Here is a 10,475-nt window from a genome sequence, read left to right on the forward strand (position 1 = left end):
CCATTTTCTCTTGTGTCATAGCATTCAACATCAACCGTTAAAATACGTCGTCTTGCCCCATAATCGTGCCCATCTTCTATTGTTTCGCTTTGGGTTGATACATTAACAAATGGGTGATCTCCAGTAGAGAAATTAAAGTCTCGCATATTGTAAACTTCATCACCAGCCGATGTCTTGCTAGCTTTAATTAACTCAACAAACGTCTCTCTTAACGTATCTCGTGGATGCATCTTAGCTCCTGTTATATTGTCAAATGAAAAATTCATTACTCCATGTAATAAATAGTTGGTTAAGTAAGGTGGTAGTTTTTTGTTTCTCCACCCCGGTAAAATTTACCGTAGTTATAAAGTTTTTTCTTTCATTAAAATACTGTTCAATACGATTTTTAATTCAGTTTCTAAATTCAGATTTCATTTTTGAAAAGGCATATAAGTCATGGGCATTGACTGTAATTCGAATAGATGTATCTCTTCGAAGCTGTAATTCTTTTCTTTATAGCTCTATATGAATTAAAGTACACTTTTTTGTTGACGATATCATATTTTAAGTGTACATAAAATATATGAAGATAGTGTGGGATGAACCAAAAAGAGTTTCGAACATTGATAAACATAAGCTTGATTTTGCAGATGTTATTTATTTTGACTGGGAGCACGCCTTTATTGATGCAACACATTCAAACCGCATGAAAGCTATTGGACATTTTGCTGATAACACAGCAGTTATTATTTTTGCAAAACTGGGTATTGAAGCAATATCTATTATCAGTTTTCGTCAAGCAAATAAGAAAGAAAGAGAGGTTTTTAATGACTATCAAAAAAACCTTTAAAGAAGGATGTGGCTACACAAAAGAAGATTGGGATGCAGTGGATTCGCCACCACTTACAGACGAAGAGCTTGCACGCTTAAAACCAGCTAAAGAAATTTTACCTACCTCCTTCTTTAAATATGTAACAGAAGAGCGTCGTAAGCGTGGACGCCCACCAGTTAAATCTCCCAAACAAGCGATTACTCTACGTCTTGACCCCAAAGTTATTGCCTCTTTTAAGGAACAAGGTAAAAACTGGCGCACGCGTATGGGTGAAATCTTAACAAAAGCAAGTGGTTGCTAAAACCAAATGCAAAAAAGGAATTAAACCACAATGTTAATTATCTCTCCACCTGTGGAGATGAGAGAGTAATAAAAAAATTTACGTTACATCAGACACAGCGTCCTCACGAAGGATAAGCTTATACATATTTGATTCCGAAGCTTGTACATTTGCGACAGTAAAATTCTCTTGAGAAGAAATCACTTTATTGCTGTCAATTTCTTTAGGGGGTAAAATAACAATGCGATCTCCTAGTTCAGGAAGCACGCCTCCAATATCATTGATGCAAACATCAAGTTCTTTTCTTGGGATTGTTGTTTTTACTCTTCCCCCAGCTTCTGGCTCTGCATGCTTAATGCTATAAATCGCTATGATATGAAAAGATTGCCCTGTTTTCTTTCGTGTATAGATAACGGGCTGCCCAAAAGTGTCGCGTACATCTTCAATCATTTGACTGAGCAGCCCATACCATTGCATTTTATTGCGCTTTCACTGTTGCTTTGAAAAGCATTTCAGGACGCGTGCAAATGAAGAGTGGGTAACTGTATACCTCAGGTTTCACCCACGCATTGCGTTCACGATCTACAATAAGCATCGTATAAAGAGGTTTACCGACTGTATTAACAACATCCCAACTTTCACCCGGAGCAAATGTTTTTTGGAATACACCCGGCACATTAACAGGGAAGAATCGGCATTCATCAGGTTTGATTCCTATGCTTCGTTCTGCATTAGATTGAGTGTCCACGTTGTAGTTATAAATATTATGACAATTGATAAATGTTACACCAGCAAAGTCAAAACTCCCGAAACTTCCTGATCCAATAGCTCCAGGTATTGCAATATCTTTTGCACTATTTAATCTTTGTGCCAAGTAGATTTCATGAACTGTTTTATGATTTTTTAATTTTGAAAAGAATTCATGTCCGCAAAGCCCAATAATCCGTGAACGAGTGGAAAATGCACCGCGTGACGCTTTAATCATTTTTTTGACGACTTGATCAACTACATCTGCGACATCTGTTGTGTCCTCATCGAGTTTAAAATCAATGGCCTTTGGTTGTTCGATACCCCATTCCTTGTACCAATCATAGACTACTGATCCGTCAGCATCAAGAACAGCACCTTGAATAGCTCCAAGCTGCATATTTTCCCAAGTCAGTTCAATTTCCTCAATCAGTCTCTTTTGTTTTTCAGCGATAAATTTCATTACTGTCTCAAACTGATCTTCTATGCCAAATTCTCGCCGGTCTTTAATTTCTTCTGATGGTATAGCGTAGCTTTTAGCAATACGTGTTGTTGGGAAAAACCGAATGTTGCGACTATTTCTATCAGCTTCTATTAAAGGTGCGCCGCGTTTACTTGTTGGAATGAGCTGTAATTTATATCTCTCAATACTAACCACTGTTGTTCTTGTCTCAACTTCCTCAAAAAGATTAAGGGAGCCAATCAGACCAGGCTTAAACTCATAATTTTCAATTGGTTTCATCTTTGTTGCCGATGAAAAAGCGTTGTGATCAAAAAAACTCATATCCATATTTGTATGTTTCCTATACGCTATAAATCGCTATGATATGAAAAGATTGCCCTGTTTTCTTTCGTGTATAGATAACGGGCTGCCCAAAAGTGTCACATACATCTTCAATCATTTGACTGAGCAGCCCATACCATTGCATTTTATTTTTCTCCCACTACTGCTTTGAAGAGCATTTCAGGACGCGTGCAAATGAAGAGTGGGTAACTGTATACTTCAGGTCTCACCCATGCGTTATGTTCGCGATCTACAGTAAGTGTAGTATAAAGAGGTTTGCCAACTGTATTGACAAACTCCCAGGTTTCACCCGGAGCAAATGTTTTTTGGAATACACCAGGTGCGTTAACAGGGAAGAATCGGCATTCATTAGGCTTAATCCCTATAGCTTGTTTGGTGCCAGCTTTAGCGTTTACATTATAGTTACCAATATTACGATAATTGATAAATGTTACACCAGCAAAGTCAAAACTCCCGAAACTTCCTGATCCAATAGCTCCAGGTGTTGCAATACCTTTTGGGCTATTTAATGTTTGTGCTAAGGGTGTGTTGAGATAGGTTTCACGAACTGTTTTGTGATTTTTTAATTTTGAAAAGAATTCACGTCCACAAAGCCCAATAATCCATGACCAATTGGAAAATGCACCACTTGATGCTTCCACCATATTGGTGACAACTTGATCAACTCATCTGCGACATCTGTCGTTTCCTCATCGAGTTTAAAATTAATAGCCTTTGGTGGTGTGATTCCCCATTCCTTGTACCAATCATAGACCACTGATCCGTCAGCATCAAGAACAACACCTTGAATAGCTCCAAGCTGCATATTTTCCCAGGTCAGTTCAATTTCTTTGATCAGTTTTTTTTGTCTTTTAGCGATAAATTTCATCGCTGTTTCAAGCTGGTCTTCTGTACCAAATTCTCGTCGGTTTTGAATTTCTCCTGATTTTATAGTATCGCTTTTGGCAATACGTGTTGTTTCAAAATATCGAATATTACGCTTATCTCTACCTGCTTCTATTAAAGGCGCACCGCGTTCACTTGTTGGAATGAGCGATAATGTATTATTACATCTCTCAATACTAACAGATGTTGTAGTTGTTTCAACTTCTTCAAAAAGATCAAGTGAGCCAATCAGACTAGGTTTAAACTCATAGTTTTCAATTGCTTTCATCATTGTTACCGATGAAAAAGCATCATGATTAAAAGATTTTATATCCATATTTGTATGTTTCCTATCGCAATAGAATGTTATTTTTTTCTAAGATCTGAATGGCAGTTTCCTTTTTCTTTTCGTCAATTTTGTCAGGCCATATCAGTTCAGATTTTTTTACCGTGCATAAACGCACTGTAATCGTTGCACGTTGATCGCTTTCTGATACATCAACATTGGCATAAGAAATGCCCGCTGGAATTTCACTGCCATCTGATGCATCAGGATTAAACGGCACATATTTACCCGTTGATGTCACAAGCCCCATGACGGTTCCCGCTGAAACTTCATATCCTTGTGCAAAGATTACTTCCTCGTTTGACATGTCAGGATCATAACGCCCAAGATAAGCGCTATCACGAGGACCTTCATAAAAAACTTTACTCATTATATTGCCCTCCAAACTTTTTCCCATTTTGCATAAATATTTGTCTGAGTGTTTACTTCCGGATGGGGTGCATAAGGCGATACGGCTAAAGCCTCGCTTTGTGACGTAGCATTAGCTAGAATAATGCTCTTTGCTTCCTCTAAGCTCATACCATTTTGAATAGCTTGTGCTGCATTAAAAGAAACACCTAAACGCTGCGCTTGCTTTTCCAGAGTCATAAAGCTCTGAGCCCGCTTTCTTTCTTGTTCAAGTGTCGCTTGAATGATTGCGTTATTATCTTCATTTGTGTTGCTGTCTTTGGTAAAAGTTTCAGCGTTAACACCAACGTTGACAGCATTTTCTTCTGCAGAAACTTTAATTCTTTCGCTTTCCTCTCCTGCAGGCAATTGTGCGGAAAGCTCACCATCATCTTTGGCGCGATATTTTGTCCGTAACATATATTTAATTCCTTTGTTTGATTTCATATTCAGGGGTTATTGAATGGAAGCGGTTAGAGCTTCCAAAGCTTGTGCAAATGTGCCTTGCGCATCTGCTAACCCAAGCTCTACAGCTTGGGTGCCTATAAATGTCTCTGCTTTCGTGTCGCGGATCGCTTGAGCACTTGTAGGTCTGTTTTGTGCAACTAAATCGACAAACATGTCATAGAGAAGCGCACAATCTGCTTGCATCTTTTCAAGGGCTTTATCAGCCAATGGCTCGTGAGGATTACCGTGAACTTTGTGATCTCCTTCATAGACAAAAGTCCATTTATATCCGTCCATTTCATCAGCACGGGACTGATCAAGGTGAGCACACACAACCCCAATTGATCCAACAATACCCGTGCGTGCAACCCAAATTTGAGAAGCCGCACAAGCAATAGCATAAGCTGCTGAACAGGCCATTTCATTAGCATGTACCCAGATGGGTTTATTGTATTCTTGTGAAAGCGCACGAAACGCGTCAACTAAATCAAAAACACCACCTGCTTCGCCGCCGCCACTATCAATATCCAGTAAAATTGCACGAACATCAGGTTGCCCAATGGCTTCTTGAAAAGCCTCGCGCAGACCATCGTAAGAAGTTAATCCTGACGCAGCACTAAGCCACGCACCACGACGCACAAGCGTGCCATGAACCGGAAGAATAGCGACATGATTTTTAACCACATAAGTTTCTGGAGGAGCTTGAAAGATAGAATCCTCTTGAGAAAATGCCCCAGGGGGAAATTTATTTCCCTCAAAAAGGCGTGGTGTCATGAAATTGAGAATGACATCAAACTTTGTAGGGGCGAGCATATGCGGTACATTAAAAAGTCGTGAAACCAAAAATGGCATATCAATATTATTTTTCATCTTCATGCGCTTTATTGTTGTGATCATTTTCATCCGGTTCGTCAGTGTTACTCAAACCAGTAGAAAAATCTTCACCATCTGTGTCGAATGATAATCCCCGTGCTTTTGCGTCTTTTTGTTCTTCTTCCAACTCTGCGTGAATGGTATCAATATCAAAACCACGCTCAGCAAGTGCCATACGTCGTGATTTTAAACCTGCCCGGATTTCTTCTTTTTCAGCTGAGATGTCTTTGTTTGGATCAATCATCTCAAGTGGTGGCGCAAAGCTTTCACATTGGATCCATGGTAAAGGATTTTCTTCCCATCCTGGTAATTCAACACACCCAGCAAGCACGGCTAGTTGGACAAAGCGTTCCCAAATAACGCGATTGAATTGAAAAGCGATGATGTTTTCACGCCATTGTTTGATGTGACGTCTAAACTGAATAATGGACGTGCGTACGTTAGAAAAGTTACCTCGTGTTACATCACCTGTAACAATGGCATAAGGTATATTTAAAGCTGCACTAATTTTTAAATTATTGCGATATTGAAAGGCTTCATAAGAACCTCCAACTTCTACAGGATTGGAGAATGTAATTTGTCTATTGCCATCCACGACATTGATTGATCCTGGCGTCATTGGCAAGTCGGGAAGTGTCTGTGAAGATGTTGCAGTTTGAATTCCATCACGATTGTCCGGCACTTCTGTTTCGCCTGGTGTTGATCCTGTGACAAAAACAGCAAAAAGAGCGGCTGTTCTTTTTCTATCAAGTTCTGCATCATCATAAGAGTCAAGCTGAAAGAGTTTTGTCATACAGCGCGTGACTTTGGGGCATCCACGTAGTTGTCCTGCAGTGCGGCGATCTTTAATATGAATAACCAATTCAGCAGGCACTCTAATGCGTTCTTGACCTGTAAATACCTGAGTTACCTGATGATCATCGTAAGGGTGACGTTTCCAAAAATGATAAGCAACACGTTTGCCCTTTGCGTTGAATTCAATTCCCATACGAATGGTGTTGCCTTTAGTTTCTACTGGTCCGTTATAGGTTAAGTCCAGCATTTCTGAGGGGTAAATTTGTAATTGAAGTGGTACACGTGAGCGCTTATAAAAGTCGGTATAGTGTAATCTTACAAAACATTCACCAGTTAAAAAAACCTCACGAGCAATTGTTGCTTGAAGACCATAAAAATTAGCATCTTCATCATAATCAGCTTCATCGACCCATTGCCACCAAAGATCAAGAAGCTTTTTCTTTTCTTCCTGAAATCCTTCAATTCTAGGGTAGGGCTTAATCCCATCACTTACCGCTGCTGAAACCCATTCTTCTGTTGCAGATCCGTAAAGGGGTTCATTATCGTAAAGCCATCTTGAACGAGCGACAATTGTATCACCACATTCTTCAATGGCTTTATTGATGTGTTTTTTTGCAGGATCAAATCCATTTAATCGATAGCTACGGCTTGCTGCTTCAAAATGTGGATTATGATTACTGGAACTGCGGAAAACTCCTGAAATTTTATTCAAAAAACTTACCATTAATAGCCTCGTGATGTGTTAAGATAATAAACACATGAGGGCTTGTACCCTTCAAGAATTGCTATTTCCTCAGCCAGCATTGTAAGGGCTTTGCGTATATCTTCAGTAGAACGATGATTGACTTGCTTATCGCCGTGACGCACAGATTGTGCCCCTGAATAAAGGGCATTTTCCAATTGTTCGCGTCGCTTTTTAAGCTCTGCAAGTCTTTCGTATTTCCAGTTCACTTGGTTTGATTTTTCGTACATAAATTACTCCCTATTCCCTTGCATGTAAGCACTGATCGATGTTCTGATAAATTGCTTTTCAGGTTCTGGTTTTAGTCTTTTTGGGTAGTATGAATCTGTTGAAGGGCTTTCAATGTTTTTCAAGCGCTCTTCTAAGATGTCGACTTCTTTATTGAGATTAAGTCCCGCTAAAATCAGACCCTGTAAGGCAGCATAAGCATAAACCCTACAGTCGAAAGCCTCGTTTCTTGCTGTGTCACTTTTATGCCATTCTATTCGCTGATGGCCTTTAAAATATTTGATCACCTTTTTTTCAGCAGTCAGCTGCTCAAAATATTCTCGATCAAGATTTTTATGGAAGTGCGTTGCACCAGCTCCTGACGCTTCAGGACCTGAATTTTTAAAGCGACTTGTGATGGTATTTTTTGCTGAATCAACACCAACGATATATAAATTAATTTGTCCTTTGTTATTTTTACTGGGGCGACGTGGCCATACAGGGCGTGGTCCTGCTTGTCCTTTAATGCCCCAGATACGCTTTCCTTCACGAGGACGCACATAATTGTAAACGTCTTGTGTATGGTTGCCTCCTGTATCAATACAAGCTGCTGCTATTTGTATCCCGTCTTTGAAACCAGGATGTGGCCATCGTTTTTGAAGATACTCATCCAACTGATCCCAAACGTCTAGAGAAGAGGGATTACCCGGTAGAACTTGATAATCAATATTCCAACTTTCTTCATCACGCCCCCAGCCCACAACTTCAAGCTCTAAGCGATCATTTTGTACATCAATACCCGCTGTAAGGAGGACTACTTGAGCAGGGGCAAGAGGATAGTCTTCACGTTGTGCATACAAGCTATCCGGATCAATGACTTCTCCTGATTTATCTTCCCATGGTTCACCTAGAACAGTATTGACAAAAGCCTGTAAACGCGCAGGATCATTTTTCACCTTTAAAAATTTGCGCACACACTCTTTCCATGTTCTCCAAGGTGAATACAGTGCTGAAATATGGTAAGAGCGCAAACCAGGCTCGCTTGGCTCTTGTGTTGGTATCCAACAAGCCCCCCTTTCTTCAGACAATAAATCTTCTTTACGATGTTCAGCATGTTCATGACCACAATGCGCACAAACAAACACAGCTTTTTCAGGAGCCCCTTTTGGCCATTTAATTTGCGACCAAACAATGGGCTGAAGCGTACCACATCCATCACAAGGCACATTGTAATATCTCTGATCTCCTAAGGCAAAATCTTTAGCGATACGACTTGTGATACGGTGAGTTGGTGTTGATAATTTAAAAACCTTTCGTTGAATAAAGGTTGCGGTACGTTTTTCAGCAAGTTTTACTGGATCTCCTTCTCCATCAACATTTAATGGATAACCATCAACTTCATCAAGGACCAAATAACGAATAGGCATTGATCGCAAGCCAGCAGCACTATTGGCTCCTGTAAGCATCAATACCCCACCATCAAATTCTTTCGAGAACATTGTATTCCCCTTATCTTTGGCGCGGGCAGGGGAGATACGTTCGCTTAATGCAGGGCTGGCTTCAATCATAGGGTCAAGACGGGTCTTAGACACTCTCTTAGCCAGCTCAACTGTAGGCATCACATAAAGAGCAGGGCCAGGACTGTGATGAATAGCATAACCACAAAAGTTTAAAGCAGCCTCTGACATACCAATCTGCGCACCTTTCATCACAACTGTTTTTTCAACCGGTACGTAAGAGGAAAGATTGTCCATGATTTCCCGTAAATAAGGAGCACGTTTGGTACTCCATAATCCAGGTTCAGCACTGGCTACTGTACTCAAATAACGATTTTTATCTGCCCATTGTGAAACTGTGTAGGGGGGATCTGGTTGACACGCTTCACAGGCATGAAAATAAACAAACTCTTCTGCTGTATTAGTCATCCTTCTTTTCCTTATGATCAGGAGTATCTGCATCATGGAAAGGGACCGGAACTTTTATGATTTCCTGTAAAGCTTCTCGGATATAATGATCAATGGCGCCAATCAGGCTCGCGGCATCACACTTAACCTTTGCTGCAATACGCGCACCGTAACGATGAGGAAAGTGCAACATGATATCACGATAAGCTCTTCCAAAATTATGTGCTTCCCTCTTTACTTTTTCACGATCAAGTGTTGTTTCTTTCTTTTGCTCAAGATCAATCGTTTCACTTTCAAGAGCAACTTGCATTCTCTGGAGTTTTATCTTGTGTTCATTAGCTCCTTCTATAGAATCCTGCTTTGTTTTTGTGCGAGGCTTTCCATCATCGCCTACAATATAGGCTTGCTTGGTGGGATTCTCATTCCATAGAGCAGTGGCTAATTCTTCATTGATAGAACCGTCATCATAAATGGCTTCATCAAATTTCCCCGTCTTGAAACGAGCAACAACCGCGTTAGGATAAACACCCATCTTCTTTGCAAACGCTCGAACCGACAGTCCTTGTCTGTTCTTTTTATTCATAATTTTTCCGTGAATATTTTTTATTGATTTTTTCTTTTAAATTGGTATCATATCACGATACATAAACTAATAAATGAAAGTAATTTGGTGATTGAAAACTTTGCGGATAAACGATGTAAGGACCTTTTAGAAGGTAAGCTACCAAAAGGTTTTCCGGTGGCCTTGGTGCGGGTAGCTCAAAGAAAATTATTTATGCTCGATAAAGCAGCTAATCTTAAAGATCTACGTAGCCCCCCGGGAAATCGCTTAGAAGCATTGAAAGGTGATCGCCGTGGTCAATATTCTATCCGTATCAATGACCAATTTCGTATTTGTTTTGAGTGGCGTTCTAATGGTGCTTATAAAGTTGAAATTGTAGATTATCATTGATCTGTAGGAGTTTGAGATGAAAAATTACATAGCGATCCATCCCGGAGAAATTCTACGGGAGGAATATTTAAAAGAATATGCCCTTTCTGCTTATGCTCTTGCTAAAGCATTAAATGTTCCACGTACCCGGATAGAGCGTATTGTTGCTGAAAATAGCCCTATAACTCCTGATACAGCATTAAGATTGGCCTATTTTTTTGATACCACAGCTGAATTCTGGCTTAACATGCAAGCTGCTTACGACGTTAATGTGCTACAAACTGAAAAAGCTGATGAATTTGCTAAAATAGATAAATTTAAACAAATGGCTTAAAA

At 39.9% G+C, this 10,475-nt stretch carries 13 protein-coding genes and 3 pseudogenes; 4 read left to right on the top strand and 12 right to left on the bottom strand.

Annotation, left to right across the window (positions count from 1 at the left end; all coding sequences use genetic code 11):
- Window positions 1-230: pseudogene (locus GGR10_RS06435) on the bottom strand (hypothetical protein); the annotation flags it as partial.
- 332 nt (window positions 231-562) lie between these two features.
- Here GGR10_RS06435 and GGR10_RS06440 point away from each other — a divergent pair.
- Together GGR10_RS06440 and GGR10_RS06445 are read left to right on the top strand one after the other, a co-directional pair.
- Window positions 563-829 (top strand): BrnT family toxin, encoded by a 267-nt coding sequence (locus GGR10_RS06440; protein ID WP_010704183.1) that lies wholly within the window; start codon window positions 563-565, stop codon window positions 827-829.
- Window positions 807-1,112, top strand: a complete 306-nt coding sequence (locus tag GGR10_RS06445) for a BrnA antitoxin family protein (protein ID WP_010704182.1) — start codon at window positions 807-809, stop codon at window positions 1,110-1,112. Before GGR10_RS06440 ends, GGR10_RS06445 begins: the two co-directional genes overlap by 23 nt.
- A 78-nt stretch (window positions 1,113-1,190) precedes the next feature.
- Here GGR10_RS06445 and GGR10_RS06450 read toward each other — a convergent pair whose 3' ends face one another.
- The 11 genes and pseudogenes from GGR10_RS06450 to GGR10_RS06495 form a co-directional block, all read right to left on the bottom strand.
- Window positions 1,191-1,568 (bottom strand): head-tail joining protein, encoded by a 378-nt coding sequence (locus tag GGR10_RS06450; protein WP_182480413.1) that lies wholly within the window; start codon window positions 1,566-1,568, stop codon window positions 1,191-1,193.
- A gap of 1 nt (window position 1,569) precedes the next feature.
- A complete protein-coding gene (locus GGR10_RS06455) occupies window positions 1,570-2,628 on the bottom strand; it encodes a major capsid protein (RefSeq protein WP_182480414.1) in 1,059 nt (352 codons plus the stop codon).
- Between the two features lie 13 nt (window positions 2,629-2,641).
- Window positions 2,642-2,767 (bottom strand): hypothetical protein, encoded by a 126-nt coding sequence (locus GGR10_RS06965; RefSeq protein WP_281371275.1) that lies wholly within the window; start codon window positions 2,765-2,767, stop codon window positions 2,642-2,644.
- A gap of 1 nt (window position 2,768) precedes the next feature.
- Window positions 2,769-3,844: pseudogene (locus tag GGR10_RS06995) on the bottom strand (major capsid protein).
- A 13-nt stretch (window positions 3,845-3,857) separates the two neighbouring features.
- On the bottom strand, window positions 3,858-4,223 hold the full coding sequence (locus GGR10_RS06465; RefSeq protein WP_182480415.1) for a head decoration protein: 366 nt from the start codon (window positions 4,221-4,223) through the stop codon (window positions 3,858-3,860).
- On the bottom strand, window positions 4,223-4,660 hold the full coding sequence (locus tag GGR10_RS06910; RefSeq protein ID WP_246316891.1) for a hypothetical protein: 438 nt from the start codon (window positions 4,658-4,660) through the stop codon (window positions 4,223-4,225). The genes GGR10_RS06465 and GGR10_RS06910 overlap by 1 nt, the downstream gene beginning before the upstream one ends.
- Window positions 4,661-4,702: 42 nt before the next feature.
- Window positions 4,703-5,557 (bottom strand): annotated as a pseudogene (locus GGR10_RS06475) (S49 family peptidase); the annotation flags it as partial.
- Entirely contained in the window at window positions 5,547-7,079 is a 1,533-nt protein-coding gene (locus GGR10_RS06480) for a phage portal protein (protein WP_182480417.1), read from the bottom strand. The pseudogene GGR10_RS06475 and the gene GGR10_RS06480, both read right to left, overlap by 11 nt.
- On the bottom strand, window positions 7,079-7,327 hold the full coding sequence (locus GGR10_RS06485; RefSeq protein WP_182480418.1) for a phage head-tail joining protein: 249 nt from the start codon (window positions 7,325-7,327) through the stop codon (window positions 7,079-7,081). The genes GGR10_RS06480 and GGR10_RS06485 overlap by 1 nt, the downstream gene beginning before the upstream one ends.
- A 3-nt stretch (window positions 7,328-7,330) precedes the next feature.
- The gene (locus tag GGR10_RS06490; RefSeq protein WP_182480419.1) at window positions 7,331-9,229 is read right to left on the bottom strand and encodes a phage terminase large subunit family protein; all 1,899 of its coding nucleotides are present in this window, start codon (window positions 9,227-9,229) and stop codon (window positions 7,331-7,333) included.
- Entirely contained in the window at window positions 9,222-9,791 is a 570-nt protein-coding gene (locus GGR10_RS06495; RefSeq protein ID WP_182480420.1) for a hypothetical protein, read from the bottom strand. Before GGR10_RS06495 ends, GGR10_RS06490 begins: the two co-directional genes overlap by 8 nt.
- An 87-nt stretch (window positions 9,792-9,878) precedes the next feature.
- On the opposite strand from GGR10_RS06495, the gene GGR10_RS06500 reads away from it, so the two are divergent.
- Window positions 9,879-10,160 carry a type II toxin-antitoxin system RelE/ParE family toxin gene (locus GGR10_RS06500; RefSeq protein WP_182480422.1) on the top strand — a complete coding sequence of 94 codons (282 nt, stop codon included), beginning with the start codon at window positions 9,879-9,881 and terminating at the stop codon, window positions 10,158-10,160.
- A 16-nt stretch (window positions 10,161-10,176) separates the two neighbouring features.
- The gene (locus tag GGR10_RS06505) at window positions 10,177-10,473 is read left to right on the top strand and encodes a HigA family addiction module antitoxin (protein WP_010704172.1); all 297 of its coding nucleotides are present in this window, start codon (window positions 10,177-10,179) and stop codon (window positions 10,471-10,473) included.
- The last annotated feature ends 2 nt before the right edge of the window (window positions 10,474-10,475 follow it).

This window comes from Bartonella chomelii, assembly GCF_014138465.1.
Classification (GTDB): Bacteria; Pseudomonadota; Alphaproteobacteria; order Rhizobiales; family Rhizobiaceae; genus Bartonella; species Bartonella schoenbuchensis.

What these genes read in the sequence shown, in the direction of transcription:
- GGR10_RS06495 (WP_182480420.1), bottom strand. Translation starts at nt 9,791, where the DNA reads ATGAATAAAAAGAACAGACAAGGACTGTCGGTTCGAGCGTTTGCAAAG.
- GGR10_RS06485 (WP_182480418.1), bottom strand. Translation starts at nt 7,327, where the DNA reads ATGTACGAAAAATCAAACCAAGTGAACTGGAAATACGAAAGACTTGCA.
- GGR10_RS06965 (WP_281371275.1), bottom strand. Translation starts at nt 2,767, where the DNA reads ATGCAATGGTATGGGCTGCTCAGTCAAATGATTGAAGATGTATGTGAC.
- GGR10_RS06490 (WP_182480419.1), bottom strand. Translation starts at nt 9,229, where the DNA reads ATGACTAATACAGCAGAAGAGTTTGTTTATTTTCATGCCTGTGAAGCG.
- GGR10_RS06455 (WP_182480414.1), bottom strand. Translation starts at nt 2,628, where the DNA reads ATGGATATGAGTTTTTTTGATCACAACGCTTTTTCATCGGCAACAAAG.
- GGR10_RS06480 (WP_182480417.1), bottom strand. Translation starts at nt 7,079, where the DNA reads ATGGTAAGTTTTTTGAATAAAATTTCAGGAGTTTTCCGCAGTTCCAGT.
- GGR10_RS06450 (WP_182480413.1), bottom strand. Translation starts at nt 1,568, where the DNA reads ATGCAATGGTATGGGCTGCTCAGTCAAATGATTGAAGATGTACGCGAC.
- GGR10_RS06445 (WP_010704182.1), top strand. Translation starts at nt 807, where the DNA reads ATGACTATCAAAAAAACCTTTAAAGAAGGATGTGGCTACACAAAAGAA.
- GGR10_RS06910 (WP_246316891.1), bottom strand. Translation starts at nt 4,660, where the DNA reads ATGTTACGGACAAAATATCGCGCCAAAGATGATGGTGAGCTTTCCGCA.
- GGR10_RS06505 (WP_010704172.1), top strand. Translation starts at nt 10,177, where the DNA reads ATGAAAAATTACATAGCGATCCATCCCGGAGAAATTCTACGGGAGGAA.
- GGR10_RS06465 (WP_182480415.1), bottom strand. Translation starts at nt 4,223, where the DNA reads ATGAGTAAAGTTTTTTATGAAGGTCCTCGTGATAGCGCTTATCTTGGG.
- GGR10_RS06440 (WP_010704183.1), top strand. Translation starts at nt 563, where the DNA reads ATGAAGATAGTGTGGGATGAACCAAAAAGAGTTTCGAACATTGATAAA.